The organism is Bradyrhizobium sp. USDA 3364 (assembly GCF_054056355.1).
Genome location: NZ_JBSRYG010000002.1, coordinates 4,194,275 through 4,209,598, shown reverse-complemented (window position 1 = coordinate 4,209,598; position 15,324 = coordinate 4,194,275). Strand labels below are relative to the sequence as shown.

Sequence of the window (15,324 nt, the reverse complement as noted above, 5' to 3'; positions counted from 1 at the left end):
GCTCACGGCAGACCGGCGATGGCACGCGCCTCGCCGGTCAGTTCGAGGATGTGCAGGCCGGTGTCGGCGCGGTCGACCGCATAGATGTAGCCACGATCGTCGGTCTCGACATTGTTGGTCTGGATCGCGACCTTGCAGCGCTCCTTGCCGTCGATCGTGACGCAGCGCTTGTCGGTCGCGGATGTGATCGATGGAATGAAGTGTCCGACTTCCCGGGGATGGTAGGGATCGCGAATGTCGAGGGCGCGGACGCCGGCGTTGAAGAAGGCGATGAAGGCAAGCTTCTTGTAATAGACCGGCGCCATGCTCTCGTTCGACGAGTGCGAGCCGAACCGGCCGCCGCGCTCGCAAAAATTCCCGCTCGCCTCCGGCACCGTGTAACTCGAGATCATCATCGGCCGTGCCTCGGTGGTGACGTCGGCGAACCACACCATCTGCCGCGCCTCGCCGCATTCGTTCTGGATCGCCTCGTCGACGATCATCACGATGTCCCGGGTCTTGCCGTCCTTGTCATGGACGAATTCCGCGATCGGCATGGCGGGCATCGGAAACACCGTGTGCGCGCCGTTCAGCGCCGACAGCGGCATCCGCGCGATCTCCGGGAATTTCAGATTGTCCGGCGTCGGCTCCTTCGGCCCGTTGAGCAGCTTGTCGCGATCGACGATCTGCAGGAAGCCGCCCTTGTTGGTGCCGTAGCCGAAATAGACCCGGTTGCTCTTCGGCCCGGTCGAGATCGGCCCGTGCAATTCGGTCGGTACCGCGCCGGTCGCACCCGGCTCCTGCCCGGGCAGGCCGAAATCCCTGATCTTCACGGGATGCGCGGGATCGGAGAGATCATAGATCTGCGTCATGCGCCGCGTGCGCCAGTCCGGCGCGCCCGACACCAGGAAGGCGATGCCGGTGTCGCATTCCCAAAAACTCTTGTGCGTATCCTTCAGCCCCTCACCAATGTGGGTCACGAGAACAGGATTGGCGGGATCGGCGACATTCCAGATCTCATGCCCCTCGGTGCCAACCGCGCGCAGCATGTAGACCGCGTTGCGATCGCCCTTCGGCAGATCCTTGCCGTCGCAGACGCGCACCATCTGCGCGCCGCCGGATTCATATTTGCCTTCCTGCCCGGGAATGTGCCGCAGATACTTTGGATGCGCGGGATCGGTGACGTCGACGATCGAGGTGCCGTTGGGCTCAGGCTTGCCGGTCATCGGGTTGACGGGATCGGGAATGTCGTCGGTGCCGCCGTGATGGCCGATATAGGCGATCCAGCGATCGCCCTGATGATGAATGGTCGGCTGATAGGCGCTGCGCGCCTGCAAATCGTTGGTTCCAACCAGCCTCATGTTGGAGGCGTCAGGCGGATCGCCGATCTTCTGCTGCTGGGCGCTCGCGGCATTTGCGAGCAGGACAAGAAGAAACGTGCAGCAAACTGCCGTAACGCGACCACCCATGCGCACCACCCGTGTTCCACACCAATCTGCGTTGGCTGCGAAGGACGCTAGCACGGCTGTGCCGGCGCCCAAACACACGCTCTTGACATGCAACCATTTGGTTGCCTATTATCCGACCCATGGATGAAGTCTTCAAAGCCCTCGCGGATGCCTCACGGCGAACGCTGCTTGACCGGCTTCACGATCAGAACGGGCAGACGCTCGGTGAGCTCTGCGACGGCCTCGACATGACGCGTCAGGCCGTCACCAAGCACCTTGTGATTCTCGAGGAGGCCAACCTCGTCACCACGATCAAGCATGGCCGCGAGAAGCTGCATTACCTCAACCCGGTTCCGATTCATCAGATCGGCGAGCGGTGGATCAGGAAGTTCGAGCGCGGGAAACTCGCCGCGCTCAGCGAATTAAAGAAACAATTGGAGAAGCGTGATGAGTAAACCGGATTACGTCTACGTCACCTATATCGAGACCACCGCCGAGAGGCTGTGGCAGGCGCTGACATCGAGCGAGTTCACCGAACGCTTCTGGTTCGGCTATCGCGTCAGCTCCGACTGGAAGGTCGGGTCGCCCTACAAACTCGCCAAGGACGGCAGCCGCGCCGTGCAGGGCGAGGTGCTGATCGCCGATCCGCCGAACAGGCTGGCCTATAGCTGGGACGTGGTGAAGGAAGGCGTCGAGCGCGAGCAGGTCTCGCGCGTCAGCTTCGACATCGAACCTTACGGCGGGGTCGTCAAGCTGACCGTGACGCACGACCAGCTCGGTCCCAGGACGCTGCGCGACATCTCCGGCGGCTGGCCGATGGTGATTGCGAGCCTGAAGAGCTTCCTGGAAACCGGACGCGAATTGCCGGCCGACCTGCTCACGAGCGGCGCCAGGGAGCCCTACCATGCCTAAGCCGGAATTCGTCTACGTCACCTACATCGAGACCACGCCGGAGAAGCTGTGGGATGCGCTGACATCAAGCGCATTCACGCGGCAATACTGGTTCGACACCGAGCTGCAATCGGACTGGAAGGTCGGCTCGCCGCTCGCGCTGGTGATGGGCGGCAAGACCACCGACACGGGCGAGATCCTCGAGGCCGACCGGCCGCGCCGCCTCGCCTACACGTTCAAGCACGAGGCCGACCCTGAAATGCGCAAGGAACCCGCGACCAAGGTCGTGTTCACGCTCGAACCGTTCGGCGAGATCGTGAAGCTGACCGTGACTCATGAAGGTTTTGGCGTCGGCAGCAAGCTGCTCGACGGCATTTCCAAGGGCTGGCCTGCGATCCTGTCCGGCCTCAAGAGCTTGCTCGAGACCGGCAAGGTGGTCGCGATCCCGCCTGCCGCGCTCGGGATCGACGGCTTCGAATGACAATGAAAATCTATCGACGGGTACGAACAGACATGAACATCGAGAAATTCAAACCGGCGATCGTTTACACGATTTACATCGCCTCGACGCCCGAGAAACTATGGCGGGCTTTGACGCAAGCCGAGTTCAGCCGACAGTATTTCGCCGGCAACTCGGTCGAGGTCGATCTTCGGATTGGCGGCGCCTACATCGTCCGTACGCCCGACGGCGCGCTGCACATCTCCGGCGAGGTGATCGAGTGCGATCCCCTGAGGCGGCTGACCGTCACCTTCAACGTCAACTGGCCGCAGCTCGTCGAAAAGCTCGGGCCGACGCTCGTCACCTACGAGATCGAACCGGCCGGCGACGGGGTCAAGCTGACCTTGCTGCAATCGCATGACCGCGCGATCAGCGACGACATCCTCGAAGGCGGCCGCACCGGCTGGCCGGCGTTCCTCTCCAGCCTGAAGAGCCTGCTGGAAACCGGCAAGGCCATGGTGATCCCGATGCAGCCCCCGCAGCGCATGCTGGCCGCGCTGAAGGAATTGGGGATCGCGATGCCGTGAGCGTACTCCGCTGTCGTCCCGGCGAAGGCGGGGACCCATTGCCGCCGCTCCAAGCGGCTAGAGTGTGCTGGGGCCACAGCGTCGCGCAAAACAAGCATTTGTGGTTATGGGTCCCGGCCTTCGCCGGGACGACGGTGGAGAGAGCTATCCCAATGCGCGCAACTCGCGCCGCAGCACCTTGCCCGTCGCCGTCATCGGCAGGCTGTCGGCGAACTGCACGAAGCGCGGATATTCGTGGGCGGCGAGCTGGACCTTGACGAACTCCTGGATCTCGCGCGCCAGGGCGTCACTCGCCGCATAACCCGGCCGCAGCACGATCCAGGCCTTGATCGATTCGGTACGGATCGGATCGGGAATGCCGACCACCGCCGACATCGCGACCGCCGGATGCTTCATCAGGGTGTGCTCGATCTCGGACGGGCCGACGCGATAGCCGGCCGTGGTGATGACGTCGTCCTCGCGGCTGACGTACCAGAAATAGCCGTCCTCATCCTGCACGCCGAGATCGCCGGTCAAAAGGAATTCGCCGGCATATTTCTTCGCAGTCGCTTCCGGATTGCGCCAGTACTCGATCATGGTGCAGGGGCAAGGCTGGCGCACGCCGATGATGCCGCGCTGTCCCCGCGGCAGTTCCTCGCCCTTGTCGCTGACGATGCGGACGTCGAAGCCCGGCGTGGCGCGGCCCATCGAGCCCGGGCGGATCGGAAACAGATTGGAATTGCTGCCGATCACGAGATTGCATTCGGTCTGGCCGAACACCTCGTGCGCATCGATGCCGAAGGTGTCGCGCACCCAGCCCAGCAATTCGCCGCCGAGCGACTCGCCGCCGGTGAAGATGCTGCGCAGCCTGACGCCGGAGTTCTTCACGTCGGCCTGTCGCATCAGCTTCAGCGCGGTCGGCGGCAGGAACACGTTGCGGATGCCGAGCTCGGCCATCATCTGCATCGCCGCCTGCGGCTCGAACTTGCGCGCGCGGTGACCGACCATCGGGATGCCGTGGTACCAGAACGCGAACAGGCCGTTGATCAGGCCGCCGATCCAGGCCCAATCGGCCGGCGTCCACATCAGGTCGCCCGGCCGGGGCAGGAAGTTGTGGCACATCTCGACATTGGGCAGATGGCCGAGCACGACGCGATGCGCATGCAGCGCGCCCTTCGGATTACCCGTGGTGCCCGACGTGTAGATGATCAGCGCGGGATCGTCGGCCGAGGTGTCGATCGTGGCTAATTCCGGCGACGCCGATCGGATCGCGCTCCAGAATGATTTTGTCCCCGCCGGCGTCTTGCCGCCGACGATATAGACGCTCTTCAGCTCGGGCAGACGATCGCGGATCTTTGCGATCTTCTCCCAGCCGGCCTCATCGGTGATGACAGCCTTCGCGGCGGAGTTCGACAGCCGGAATTCGAGCGCATCCTCGCCGAACAGCGCGAACAGCGGGATCGAGATCATGGCCGCGCGGAATGCCGCGAGATGCGCGACCGGCAATTCGAGGGATTGCGACAGGAACACCGCGACGCGGTCGCCGCGCACCAGGCCGTCGGCGGTCAGCACATTGGCGAAGCGGCGCGAGGCGTCCGCGACCTCATCGAACGAGGTGCGGGTGGTGCCGCCGTCCTCGTCGACATAGACCAGCGCCAGCCGGCCGGTGCCGTCAGCATGGCGGTCGCAGCACGCGGTCGCCATGTTGAACCGCGCCGGAACGTCCCAGCGGAAGTTGCGATAGAGCTCGTCGTAGGTCTTGGCATCCTGAAGCATGGCGGCAGACTAGAGCATTGCCGCCGGACTACAAGCGGTCAGGCCGCCGCCCGCTCCATTGCAACTTCGGCCTTGAGGCTGTCGAGGTCGCGATAGATCGACGCGACCGCGAGCACGCGCCCGCCGCGCTTGTAGCTGAGCACGCAATCCCTGCCGGCAATGCTGCCATCCACCGCGATCTCGTCCCACTGCTCGGCGTGGCCGACATAGTTGATCGGCACGTCGTAATGCTGGCTCCAGAAGAACGGCACCGCATCGAACACCTCGCGCTGCCCCAGCATATTCCGCGCCGCGGTCTGGCCCTGGCGCTCGGCCACCACCCAGTGCTCGACCCGGATGTTCTCGCCGCTGTGCGGATCGGGCCAGCGCGCGATATCGCCGGCGGCGTAGACGCCGGGAACGCTGGTCTCGAGATAGGCGTCCACCGTCACGCCGCGATCGATCGCGAGCCCGGCCGCTTCCGCCAGCGCCAGCCGCGGCTTCACGCCGACACCGACCACGACGAGATCGGCATCGAGCACGGGTCCGCTCTTCAGGTGCGTGCGCTTGCCGTCGATTGCGGTCACCGTGTCGCCAAGGTGGAAGACGACGCCATGCTCCTCGTGCAGCGCGCGGACGAAATCGCCCATGTCAGGCCCGAGCACACGCTCCATCGGCCGCTGCTCCAGCCCGACCACGTGAACCTCGATCTCCCACGCGCGCAGCGAGGCCGCGACCTCGAGCCCGATGAAGCTTGCGCCGATCACGACCGCGCGGCGCGCGCCGCTGGCCGAGGCGATGATCGCCCGGCAATCGTCGAGGCTGCGCAACACATGAACATGGGGCTGGTCCGCGCCCGGGATCGGCAGCCGTACCGGCTCGGCGCCGGTCGCCAGCAGCAGCCGGTCGTAGGGGAGCGCTTCGCCGCCGGCGAGCACGACATTGCGCCGGCCGGTGTCGATCGACTTGACCTCGGTCTTGAGTCTGAGATCGATCGCCGTGTCAGGATAGAAATCGCCCGGCTTCAGCGGCAGCCAGTCTTCCGGTGCGCTGCCCGCGAGGAAGTCCTTTGACAGGTTCGGCCGGTCCACCGGCGGCACGGCCTCGCCGCTCAGCATGACGATGCTGCCGCGATAATCCTGCCGCCGCAGCATCTCGGCGGCGGCAAAGCCTGCCGCGCCGCCGCCGACAATCACGATCCGGCCGGGCGCATCGACGGGGCCTTTGACGCGCGGTTTGGGCTGCGCGCGCTTCTCGCGCACGATGATGCGATCGCCCTCCCGCTCGACCTTCCAGACGGAGAGCGCGTTGAAGGCCGGTGCGTCGGCCGCTTCGCCGGTGCGAAGATCGAAACAGGCGTGATGCCAGGGGCAGCGAACGGACTCGCCCTCCACCAGGCCTTCGGCAAGCGGGCCGTGATAGTGGCTGCAATGCGCGTCGATGGCGAAGATGTCCGCCCCCGCGCGCACCAAGAGCACGTCGTCCTCGCCGACATGGCCGAGCAGCATCGTGCCCGCGAAATCGGAGAGTGCGACGCCTTGTGTCAGATCCGGACCGGAAGGAGCTTGCTGATCGGCCATGGCCTGTCTCCAGTTTATCCAGAACTTCACCCGAGGGCGCCGCCTGCACGGGCTTGGTGCTGCCCGACTGGCTGAGATCAATTCCCCTGCATGTAGCGGACCGGGTTCTCCTGATCCGCCTTGAAGATATCGGCAGCCTCGGCGAACAGCGCCGCAACGGCGGGCGCCTTCAGATCAACAAACGCCGCGAAGCTGAAATTGTTGCCGCCCGCCCGCAATTCGCCGAGCTTGCCCGTGTAGCAGGACACCAATGGCTTGCCGCCACGGGTCACCGCGACATAGACGCTGATGTAGTTCTTCTGCAGCGCCACCCCGATCACCGGCCAGGCCGCCGTCTTGCCGGACTTGATCGCATAGCGAAACTGGCCGTAGCCGATCATGTTCATGCGCATGCCGGCCTCGCCGGCCGGCGTGCCCGCATGAAAATGCCGCTTGAGCGACGGCGCCGCCTTGCGCATCACCGCGTGCAGCTGTTCGAGATCTTCGGTCCGTGCCGGATCAAAGGCGAGGTAGGCTTCCAGACTGTCCGCGGCGACACGAAACATCGCGAGGCCTCTGTGCTTTCGCAGCCCGGATGAAGCGAAGCGTAATCCGGGGACCTCACCGAACGGATAGACTGATCCGGATTTCGCTTCGCTTCATCCGGGCTACAAGATCAGGACGACAGCGCCGCCTTCACCAGGCCGCTGGCCTTGCCGAAATCCATCTGGCCGGCGTATTTCGCCTTCAGCGCGCCGATCACCTTGCCCATGTCCTTGATCCCCGCAGCTTTGGTCTCGGCGATGGTGGCGGAGATCGCGGCCTTCACGTCGTCGTCGGACATCTGCTTCGGCAGATACGCCGAGATCACGGCGATCTCCGCGCGCTCCTGGTCAGCGAGCTCGGCGCGGCCGCCCTTGTCGTAGAGCTCGACCGACTCCTGGCGCTGCTTGATCATCTTCTGCAACAGGCCGAGCAGATCGGCATCGGAGAGCGGCGGCTTGCCCTGCCCGCGCGCGTCGATGTCGGCGTTCTTGATGGTCGAATTGACCATGCGCAGCGTGGAGAGCTTGCGCTCGTCCTTCGCCTTCATCGCTTCCTTGACCGCAGTGTTGATATCGTCGCGCAGCATCTCGGTGTCCTTAAGCCGGTAATTCCTTCATGTAGGCAGTTTGCATCGACAGAACAACCTAGTTCCGCAACCACTCAACCAGCGCATCGGCACAGGCTTGCGGCTGTTCCAGCTGCGGCAGGTGACCGCAATTGGCGAGCACGACGAGCTTTGCGCCCGGAATGCCGTTGGCCATCTCGTCCGACAGCGCGTTCGGCACGGTGTTGTCGGTATCCGACGTCAGCACCAGGGTCGGGCATTTGATCCAGGCCATGCTCGGCCGCGAATCCGGCCGGGTGAGCACCGCGTTTTGCTGGCGGATGAAGGCCTCGGCGCCGACGTCCTCGCTCATATCATAAACAATCTGGCGCAGGCTTGCGTCGCCCTGCCGCGACGGATGCACGAAGCCGGGAAACAGCTCGTCGACCACGCTCCGATATTGCCCGCTTTTGGCGCGCTCGATCATGCCGCGGCGGCGGGCCGTCGCTTCCGGCGTGTCGGCCCGCGCCTGCGTGCTCATCAGCGCCAGTTTGGCGACCCGTTCGGGCGCCTGCCGGATGATCTCGAAGGCGATGTAGCCGCCCATGGAGTGCCCGGCGAGCGCAAAGCGCGGCGGCGCCTCGGCCAGGATCCGGCGGGCGATCGCCCCCATATTGTCGTCCCTGACGTGGTTGGCGACCGTGACCGGCCCGCAGCGCCACAGCGCCGGGATCACGGGTGCAAAAATCCGCGGCGAGCAGATGAGGCCCGGGACGAGCAGGATCGGCATCGTATTGTCCATAGGGGGCTCCGGACCGGGTCATTTTCGGCAAGCAAACGGCCGCTTCGAGGAACTTTAGATTAAAAGGCCGTTCGGGCCTGTCAAATCGGCGGGTATTGCCGTGTGAATCCGTGCCCTTTCGCTTTGACGCCGCAGGGTGCGGCGTCTATTTAAAGGGCTCATGACAACATCCGAAAACGCTCCCGCCTGGCCGGACCATAAACCGACCGCGCTCCTTGTGCTCGCCGATGGTACCGTGCTGGAAGGCTTCGGTCTCGGCGCCGAAGGCCACGCCGTCGGCGAGGTCTGCTTCAACACCGCGATGACCGGCTATGAGGAGATCCTCACCGATCCGTCCTATGCCGGCCAGATCATCACCTTCACCTTCCCTCATATCGGCAATGTCGGTACCAACGAGGAAGACATCGAGACGGTGAACATGGCCGCGACGCCAGGCGCGCGCGGCGTGATCCTGCGCTCGGCGATCACGGATCCCTCGAACTACCGCGCCACCAAGCACCTCGACCAGTGGTTGAAGGCGCGCGGCATCATCGGCCTCTCCGGCATCGACACCCGGGCGCTGACCGCGCTGATCCGCTCCAAGGGCATGCCCAATGCGGTGATCGCCCATTCCAAGACCGGCGAATTCGACCTGCACGCCCTGAAGGAAGAGGCCCGCGAATGGCCCGGCCTCGAGGGCATGGACCTGGTGCCGATGGTCACCTCCGGCCAGCGCTTCACCTGGGATGAGATGCCCTGGGTGTGGGGCAAGGGTTTCAGCCAGCAGACCGCGCCGGAATTCAACGTGGTCGCGATCGACTACGGCATCAAGCGCAACATCCTGCGCCTGCTCGCCGGCGTCGGCTGCAAGGTGACCGTGGTGCCGGCGACGACCGCGGCCGAGGACATCCTGGCGATGAAGCCGGACGGCGTGTTCCTGTCGAACGGCCCCGGCGATCCCGCCGCGACCGGCAAGTATGCCGTGCCCGTCATCCAGCAGGTGATCGCGTCGGGGACGCCGACCTTCGGCATCTGCCTCGGCCATCAGATGCTCGGCCTCGCCGTCGGCGCCAAGACCAAGAAGATGCATCAGGGCCATCACGGCGCCAACCATCCGGTCAAGGACGAGACCACCGGCAAGGTCGAGATCACCTCGATGAACCACGGCTTTGCAGTGGACCAGGCGACGCTGCCCAAGGGTGCGACCCAGACCCATATCTCGCTGTTCGACGGCTCCAATTGCGGCATCGCGCTCGAGGGCAGGCCGGTGTTCTCGGTGCAGTACCACCCCGAGGCCTCGCCCGGCCCGCGCGACTCGCACTATCTGTTCCAGCGTTTTGCTGAGCTGATGCGGAAGAAGAAGGCCGCCTAAACAACATCCGTCATTGCGAGGAGCGCAGCGACGAAGCAATCCATCTATCCCCGCATGGAGCGATGGATTGCTTCGCTCCGCTCGCAATGACGGAGATTTTCCGATGACCGACAGCCCGACCCCGAAGCCCACCTACGGCGTCTCCTCGATGGAGGTGATGGCGTCGATGCCGGGGCTCGACTTCGTGCGCGGCATCTTCGCCCGCAGCCTGCCGGAGCCGCCGATCATGGAGACGGTCGAGCCGTTCGACTGCACCGCCGAGACCGGCCATGTGGTGATCCACAGCATCCCCGGCCTGCGCCACTACAACCCGATCGGCTCGGTGCATGGCGGCTATGCCGCGATCCTGCTCGATTCCGCGATGGGGCTCGCAGTGCAGACCACGCTGCCGCAAGGGTTTGGCTACACCACGCTCGAGTTCAAGATCTCCTTCGTCCGCGGCATGAGCCAGGACACCGGCACGATCCGCACCGAGGGCCACGTCCTCAATGCCGGCCGCCGGGTTGCGACCGCGGAAGCGCGGATCACCGACGGCAAGGGCAAGCTCGTCGCGCATGCCACCACGACCTGCCTGGTGTTCGAACTCCCCAAGAACAGCTGAAGGCAATCGCGTCTTCGTGCATTGGAGGCATGACGAAGCGCGCTTTATCGGCGCCAGTGCTCTGTGATTGAGTCTCCCTGTCCGAGATCAGGCAAACATGATCCGGCCTGGATAAGGGAAACGCCCGATGACATCAGCCAGTTCAGACATGACCATCCGCGACGTCCGCGTGACGATGCTGCGGCTGCCTTGGGCCGACGATCCCTGGCTGAAGGGCGCCGCACTCGGCGCGACGCGCGACATCCTGGTCTGCGACGTCGAGACGTCAGGCGGCGTCACCGGCATGGGCTACCTGTTCGTGTTCCGCCCGGCAATGAAGTCGATCGCGGCCTGTCTCGACGAGTGCATCATCCCGCACGTCATCGGCAAGGACGCCACCGCGATCGAGGCGATCTGGCGTGATCTGTGGACCGCGACGATGACCTATGGCCGCGGCGGCATCGCCGCGATGGCGATGTCGGCGCTCGACATCGCACTGTGGGACGCCGTGGGGAAACGCGCCGGCCTGCCGCTGCACCGGCTGTGGGGCCACTATCGCTCGGAAATCCCGGTCTATGGTTCCGGCTGCTTCCGTGGCGCCGGCGGCGACGGAATGATCGAGAAGGCGCTGCATTTCGTCAAACAAGGCTACAAGGCGATCAAGATGCAGGTCGCGCATGTCCACACGCCCGCGCAGGACCTCGACAATGTGCGCCGCATGCGCGAGGCGCTCGGGCCCGACATCGACATCATGATCGACGTCAACATGGGCTGGAGCGCCGACGTCGCGATCGAGATGGGACGTAAGTTCGAGAAGTACGACATCTACTGGCTCGAGGAGCCGGTGCCGGCCGATGATTTCGCCGGCTACCAGCGCATCGCGGCGGCGCTCGACATGCGCGTCGTCGGCGGAGAGACGCATTTCACGCGCTACGATCTGCGGCCGTTCTTTCTCAATCCCTGCCTGCCGATCCTGCAGCCCGACCCGATGCGCGGCGGCATGACCGACCTGCGCAAGATCGCAGCGCTCGCGGACACGTTCGGCATCACCATCGCGCCGCATCTGTTCCCCGAGCTCAATGTGCACCTTTTGGCGTCGATCCCGAACGGCATCTGGTGCGAGAACATGGCCTTGATCGACGACCTCTGGGTCGACCCGCCCCGGATCGCCAACGGCATGATCACCGCGCCGGAGCGGCCGGGACACGGGCTCAGGTTCAAGGACGAGGTGTTGAAGTTCAAGATCTAGCGGGAACGGTTTCCGGACCGACGGCTTGGTGTCCGAAGATCGCGGCCCCTCGCAACGCTGGAGCGCCACCATGCCGGTCAGCAGTACCGACCCCCTGAGCTTCGTCTTTCAAGACGACGGCCTGGTGCCGAACAATCCGATGCCGTTCCTGGTCTACAAGGGCACGCTCGACGTCGGCAAGGATCCGGAAGCCATGATCGAGCAGCTGTTCGGCAAGAACGGCTGGGGCGCGATGTGGCGGAACGGCGTCTACGACTTCGCGCACTATCACGCCACCGTACACGAGGTGCTGGGCGTTGCCCGCGGCAGCGCGCGGGTGCAGTTCGGTGGCGCGCATGGCCGTGCGCTCGAGATCGCGGCCGGCGACGTCGCGATCCTGCCGGCCGGCACCGGGCATCAATGCCTGTCGGCGAGCGATGATTTCAGCGTGGTCGGCGCCTATCCGCCGGGCCCGCCGATGGACTTACAACGCCCGACTCCGGAGAACCACGCGCGGGCGTTGCAGACGATCCCGCTGGTCGCGATCCCCGCGACCGATCCGGTGCGGGGCAAGGACGGGCCGCTGCTGCGGCTGTGGAATTCTGTCCGTCGTCCCGGCGAAGGCCGGGACCCATAGCCACAGGATTGCGTTGTCGCATCGCGCTGGGGCTCCAGCGCCGCGCAAAAAATGCCATTGGCGGTTGATGGGGTGGACGGCCCCCTACGGCATCAGTGTGCCAGAATGAGGTTGTTGCAAATCTCAGACAAGGGAGCCGTCCGTGAGAGAGATTATCCGCATTGGAATGGATACGTCGAAGCATATTTTTGTGCTGCATGGGGTTGATGCGGCGGAGCAGGCGGTGTTGCGCAAGAAGCTGTCGCGCAAGCAGGTGCTGGAGTTCTTTGCCAAACTGCCGCCGACCGTGGTCGGGATGGAGGCGTGCGGTGCGGCCCATTACTGGGCTCGGGAGCTTGGCAAGCTCGGCCATGAGGTGAAGCTGATGGCGCCGCAGCTGGTGAAGCCGTATGTGGAACGCAACAAGAATGACGGGCGAGACGCGGACGGGCTGTGCGAAGCGATGAGCCGGCCGCGGATGCGGTTTGTGCCGGTGAAGAGCGCCGAGCAGCAGGCCGCGCTGATGCTGACGGGCGTCCGCGACGGGCTAATCGCCCGCCGCACCCAGCTCAGCAATGCGATCCGCGGCTATGCGGCGGAGTTTGGCCTGGTCGCCGCCAAGGGACTGGACAAGATCGAGCCGCTGCTGGCACGGATTGCGCAGGACGAGAGCCTTCCGGCGCTGGCGCGTGAGCTGTTCGCCATGCAGGGCCGCGACTACACGCAGCTGCAGGGCGAACTGAAGACGATCGAGGCCAAGCTTTTGGCCTGGCACCGGGCCAACGCCACGAGCCGCCGTCTGGCCCAGATCCCCTCGGTCGGTCCGATCATTGCGACGGCGTTGGTGATGAAGACCCCCGACCCGCACGCGTTCCGCTCCGGCCGGTGGTTCGCGGCCTGGCTCGGCCTGACACCCAAAGACCATTCCACCGCCGGCAAGACCAGGCTCGGCAAGATCACCCGCGCCGGCGACGAGACCCTGCGTCGGCTGCTCGTGGCAGGAGCCACTGCGGTGATCCGGCAAGCAAGGCTCGGACGCGGCCAGCCCTCGCGCTGGCTCGTTGCGCTGCTCAAGCGTAAGCCGCCGAAGCTGGCGGCGGTGGCGCTCGCCAACAAGGTTGCCCGCATCGCCTGGAAGCTGATGGTCACGGGCGAGAACTACGACGCCGCACGGATCAATGCCGCGCCGGCAATCGTCACCTAAGAGTTTGGCCGGCCGGACGCTGCACTCGCCGGCCGAACCGGAGCTGCAAGAGCAGATGGAATGATCGATCGATCCAGCACGCGAGACAAGCCGCGGGACCCATTGGCCTTCAGAAGGTCGCCAGGTTGTTTGGCACTCGCGTCGCGGAAACCATCTTGGCCCAGCGGTCAATCCGACCGCATCAAACAGGCCGGACATATGGATGACAGCGATCCGACCAGTTCCAGAAACCTCTTGTGCCACGGGGGCCGTCCACATATGGGTCCCGGCCTTCGCCGGGACGACGTGTGTGGGGCTAGGCCGCGTTGCTGCCTTCCTGGCGGCTGGCCTCGAACAGGAACCAGGTGCGGCGCTCGGTCTCGTCGATGAAGGTTTCGAGCAGACCGGCGGTTCCGGAATCCTCGTGGTCGTCGGCGAGCTTGTGCGCCTTGCGCATCGCCGCCGCGATGTGCTTGTTGTCCTCCATGAGCTCGCGCAGCATTTCGCGAGGCGGCACATAGTCCTCGTCGTTGTCCTTGATGGTCTGATGCTTGGCGATGTCGCCGATCGACCTCAGCGTCGCGCCGCCGAGCTTGCGCACCCGCTCGGCGAGCTGGTCGGTGGTCGCGAAGATCGCGTCCGACTGCTCGTCCAGCAACAGGTGGTAATCATGGAAATGCCGGCCGCTGACGTGCCAGTGAAAATTCTTTGTCTTCAGGTAGAGCGCGAAGGCGTCGGCCAGAAGCGTGTTGAGCGAGGTCGAGATCGTATCCACCGCAGCCTGCGGCAGGTCGCTCGGCGTGTCGAGATCGGGCGAGATCTTGTCGGTCTTGTTGGGGTCAATCTTGGCTTTGCTCACGGTAAACCTTCCTGTTAGGAACCCCCGTATTTCGGCGCATTGAACATTGGCCGCCGGACCGCTAACGCATCGTCACCCCACCTGTTCCTGGACGTCAGGAACTCGTTCTGCCGGATACCAAACGCGATGGATGAATGGATCGATTATTACGATTCCACGCATACGATTTATGCGAGCCGACTGCACCGCGACCTGCATTTCCAGGTCATCGCAAACGACATCATCGGATACATTGCTTCGCCCGATGCCGTGGTGCTGGATTACGCCTGCGGCGAGGCGCTGTCGGCGGCGAAGGTCGCCAATGCCTGCGCCCAGCTCTACCTGGCGGAGCCTGCGCCCGGCGTACGCGGCCGGCTGGTCGCGCGCTTTGCGCCCGACACCAGGATCCGCGTCCGCTCGCTCGATGATCTCAGAAACATGGAGGCCGACTCGATCGACCTCGTGGTGATGAATTCGGTGGCGCAATACATGACGCCGGCCGAGCTCGATACGGCGTTCGACGTGATCCACCGCCTGCTGAGGCCCTCGGGCCGTTTCGTGCTCGGCGATATCCTGCGGCCCGAAGTCGGCATGATGAGAGACGTCGCAGCGCTGGTGCGCTTTGCGGCGACCCACGGCTTCCTGCGCGATGCGCTGGTCGGGCTCGCCTCAACGGCGTTGTCGGACTACCGACAGCTGCGCACCAGGATCGGGCTGCAGCGCTACCGCGAGGACGACATGATCAAAAAGCTCGCCGCCGCGGGGTTCAGCGCCACGCGCGCGCCGCGCAACATCGGGCACAATCCGTGGCGAATGACATTCGTGGCGCACCACTGATCAAAGGTTGCGAAAGATATTAGGGTTAACCAAAAGTAAACGTAGCGGCGGCTGAAATAATCAGCAATGATCCGCTCGGCCCGGTGGCGGAAGCGTCGACGCGGCAGTGGTGCAACACTGTTTATCCTGGTTCAAATCCAGGCCGGGCCTCCACGCTTCGCC

Annotated in this window: 17 protein-coding genes and 1 tRNA gene; 11 read left to right on the top strand and 7 right to left on the bottom strand. The window is 64.7% G+C overall.

All coding sequences use genetic code 11. From position 1 onward, the window contains the following. Positions 1 to 2: 2 nt before the first annotated feature. Positions 3 to 1,448, bottom strand: a complete 1,446-nt coding sequence (locus ACVILL_RS19890) for an LVIVD repeat-containing protein (RefSeq protein ID WP_456730603.1) — start codon at positions 1,446 to 1,448, stop codon at positions 3 to 5. Positions 1,449 to 1,567: 119 nt separating this feature from the next. On the opposite strand from ACVILL_RS19890, the gene ACVILL_RS19885 reads away from it, so the two are divergent. Genes ACVILL_RS19885 through ACVILL_RS19870 form a run of 4 tightly spaced genes read left to right on the top strand, consistent with a single transcriptional unit; the run spans position 1,568 to position 3,344 of the window. Further along, a complete protein-coding gene (locus ACVILL_RS19885; protein ID WP_456730602.1) occupies positions 1,568 to 1,882 on the top strand; it encodes an ArsR/SmtB family transcription factor in 315 nt (104 codons plus the stop codon). Then, complete coding sequence (locus ACVILL_RS19880) at positions 1,875 to 2,339, top strand: SRPBCC family protein (RefSeq protein WP_456730601.1); 465 nt, start codon at positions 1,875 to 1,877, stop codon at positions 2,337 to 2,339. The genes ACVILL_RS19885 and ACVILL_RS19880 overlap by 8 nt, the downstream gene beginning before the upstream one ends. Further along, entirely contained in the window at positions 2,332 to 2,799 is a 468-nt protein-coding gene (locus tag ACVILL_RS19875) for an SRPBCC family protein (protein WP_456730600.1), read from the top strand. The genes ACVILL_RS19880 and ACVILL_RS19875 overlap by 8 nt, the downstream gene beginning before the upstream one ends. Positions 2,800 to 2,831: 32 nt before the next feature. Continuing rightward, positions 2,832 to 3,344: an SRPBCC family protein gene (locus ACVILL_RS19870; protein ID WP_456730599.1), complete on the top strand. Its 513-nt coding sequence runs from the start codon at positions 2,832 to 2,834 to the stop codon at positions 3,342 to 3,344. A gap of 144 nt (positions 3,345 to 3,488) precedes the next feature. Here the strand turns inward: ACVILL_RS19870 and ACVILL_RS19865 are convergent, their stop codons facing one another. The 5 genes from ACVILL_RS19865 to ACVILL_RS19845 all read right to left on the bottom strand — a co-directional run bounded on the left by ACVILL_RS19865 (position 3,489) and on the right by ACVILL_RS19845 (position 8,529). After that, complete coding sequence (locus ACVILL_RS19865; protein WP_456730598.1) at positions 3,489 to 5,099, bottom strand: acyl-CoA synthetase; 1,611 nt, start codon at positions 5,097 to 5,099, stop codon at positions 3,489 to 3,491. Between the two features lie 38 nt (positions 5,100 to 5,137). Beyond that, positions 5,138 to 6,658, bottom strand: a complete 1,521-nt coding sequence (locus tag ACVILL_RS19860) for an FAD-dependent oxidoreductase (protein WP_456730597.1) — start codon at positions 6,656 to 6,658, stop codon at positions 5,138 to 5,140. Positions 6,659 to 6,735: 77 nt separating this feature from the next. After that, positions 6,736 to 7,203 (bottom strand): hypothetical protein, encoded by a 468-nt coding sequence (locus ACVILL_RS19855; RefSeq protein WP_456730596.1) that lies wholly within the window; start codon positions 7,201 to 7,203, stop codon positions 6,736 to 6,738. A gap of 110 nt (positions 7,204 to 7,313) precedes the next feature. Further along, positions 7,314 to 7,769, bottom strand: a complete 456-nt coding sequence (locus ACVILL_RS19850; protein ID WP_456730595.1) for a GatB/YqeY domain-containing protein — start codon at positions 7,767 to 7,769, stop codon at positions 7,314 to 7,316. 58 nt (positions 7,770 to 7,827) lie between these two features. Continuing rightward, positions 7,828 to 8,529: an alpha/beta fold hydrolase gene (locus ACVILL_RS19845; protein WP_456730594.1), complete on the bottom strand. Its 702-nt coding sequence runs from the start codon at positions 8,527 to 8,529 to the stop codon at positions 7,828 to 7,830. A gap of 160 nt (positions 8,530 to 8,689) precedes the next feature. On the opposite strand from ACVILL_RS19845, the gene carA reads away from it, so the two are divergent. The 5 genes from carA to ACVILL_RS19820 all read left to right on the top strand — a co-directional run bounded on the left by carA (position 8,690) and on the right by ACVILL_RS19820 (position 13,508). Next, positions 8,690 to 9,880 (top strand): glutamine-hydrolyzing carbamoyl-phosphate synthase small subunit, encoded by a 1,191-nt coding sequence (carA, locus tag ACVILL_RS19840; protein WP_456730593.1) that lies wholly within the window; start codon positions 8,690 to 8,692, stop codon positions 9,878 to 9,880. Positions 9,881 to 9,983: 103 nt separating this feature from the next. Continuing rightward, the gene (locus ACVILL_RS19835) at positions 9,984 to 10,481 is read left to right on the top strand and encodes a PaaI family thioesterase (protein WP_456730592.1); all 498 of its coding nucleotides are present in this window, start codon (positions 9,984 to 9,986) and stop codon (positions 10,479 to 10,481) included. A 127-nt stretch (positions 10,482 to 10,608) separates the two neighbouring features. Further along, the gene (locus ACVILL_RS19830; protein ID WP_456730591.1) at positions 10,609 to 11,709 is read left to right on the top strand and encodes a mandelate racemase/muconate lactonizing enzyme family protein; all 1,101 of its coding nucleotides are present in this window, start codon (positions 10,609 to 10,611) and stop codon (positions 11,707 to 11,709) included. A gap of 70 nt (positions 11,710 to 11,779) precedes the next feature. After that, positions 11,780 to 12,325: a hypothetical protein gene (locus ACVILL_RS19825; RefSeq protein WP_456730590.1), complete on the top strand. Its 546-nt coding sequence runs from the start codon at positions 11,780 to 11,782 to the stop codon at positions 12,323 to 12,325. Between the two features lie 142 nt (positions 12,326 to 12,467). After that, positions 12,468 to 13,508: an IS110 family RNA-guided transposase gene (locus ACVILL_RS19820; RefSeq protein WP_456729119.1), complete on the top strand. Its 1,041-nt coding sequence runs from the start codon at positions 12,468 to 12,470 to the stop codon at positions 13,506 to 13,508. Between the two features lie 295 nt (positions 13,509 to 13,803). Here the strand turns inward: ACVILL_RS19820 and ACVILL_RS19815 are convergent, their stop codons facing one another. Next, entirely contained in the window at positions 13,804 to 14,331 is a 528-nt protein-coding gene (locus ACVILL_RS19815) for a Dps family protein (protein WP_456734302.1), read from the bottom strand. A gap of 141 nt (positions 14,332 to 14,472) precedes the next feature. On the opposite strand from ACVILL_RS19815, the gene ACVILL_RS19810 reads away from it, so the two are divergent. Both ACVILL_RS19810 and ACVILL_RS19805 read left to right on the top strand, forming a co-directional pair. After that, complete coding sequence (locus ACVILL_RS19810; RefSeq protein ID WP_456730589.1) at positions 14,473 to 15,162, top strand: class I SAM-dependent methyltransferase; 690 nt, start codon at positions 14,473 to 14,475, stop codon at positions 15,160 to 15,162. A gap of 77 nt (positions 15,163 to 15,239) precedes the next feature. After that, a tRNA-OTHER gene (locus ACVILL_RS19805) sits at positions 15,240 to 15,315 on the top strand. The last annotated feature ends 9 nt before the right edge of the window (positions 15,316 to 15,324 follow it).

Excerpts from the sequence above, each read along its gene's own strand:
- ACVILL_RS19860 (WP_456730597.1), bottom strand. The coding sequence starts at position 6,658 with ATGGCCGATCAGCAAGCTCCTTCCGGTCCGGATCTGACACAAGGCGTC.
- ACVILL_RS19850 (WP_456730595.1), bottom strand. The coding sequence starts at position 7,769 with ATGCTGCGCGACGATATCAACACTGCGGTCAAGGAAGCGATGAAGGCG.
- carA (WP_456730593.1), top strand. The coding sequence starts at position 8,690 with ATGACAACATCCGAAAACGCTCCCGCCTGGCCGGACCATAAACCGACC.
- ACVILL_RS19810 (WP_456730589.1), top strand. The coding sequence starts at position 14,473 with ATGGATGAATGGATCGATTATTACGATTCCACGCATACGATTTATGCG.
- ACVILL_RS19845 (WP_456730594.1), bottom strand. The coding sequence starts at position 8,529 with ATGGACAATACGATGCCGATCCTGCTCGTCCCGGGCCTCATCTGCTCG.
- ACVILL_RS19875 (WP_456730600.1), top strand. The coding sequence starts at position 2,332 with ATGCCTAAGCCGGAATTCGTCTACGTCACCTACATCGAGACCACGCCG.
- ACVILL_RS19885 (WP_456730602.1), top strand. The coding sequence starts at position 1,568 with ATGGATGAAGTCTTCAAAGCCCTCGCGGATGCCTCACGGCGAACGCTG.
- ACVILL_RS19835 (WP_456730592.1), top strand. The coding sequence starts at position 9,984 with ATGACCGACAGCCCGACCCCGAAGCCCACCTACGGCGTCTCCTCGATG.
- ACVILL_RS19865 (WP_456730598.1), bottom strand. The coding sequence starts at position 5,099 with ATGCTTCAGGATGCCAAGACCTACGACGAGCTCTATCGCAACTTCCGC.
- ACVILL_RS19825 (WP_456730590.1), top strand. The coding sequence starts at position 11,780 with ATGCCGGTCAGCAGTACCGACCCCCTGAGCTTCGTCTTTCAAGACGAC.
- ACVILL_RS19890 (WP_456730603.1), bottom strand. The coding sequence starts at position 1,448 with ATGGGTGGTCGCGTTACGGCAGTTTGCTGCACGTTTCTTCTTGTCCTG.
- ACVILL_RS19855 (WP_456730596.1), bottom strand. The coding sequence starts at position 7,203 with ATGTTTCGTGTCGCCGCGGACAGTCTGGAAGCCTACCTCGCCTTTGAT.
- ACVILL_RS19830 (WP_456730591.1), top strand. The coding sequence starts at position 10,609 with ATGACATCAGCCAGTTCAGACATGACCATCCGCGACGTCCGCGTGACG.
- ACVILL_RS19880 (WP_456730601.1), top strand. The coding sequence starts at position 1,875 with ATGAGTAAACCGGATTACGTCTACGTCACCTATATCGAGACCACCGCC.
- ACVILL_RS19870 (WP_456730599.1), top strand. The coding sequence starts at position 2,832 with ATGAACATCGAGAAATTCAAACCGGCGATCGTTTACACGATTTACATC.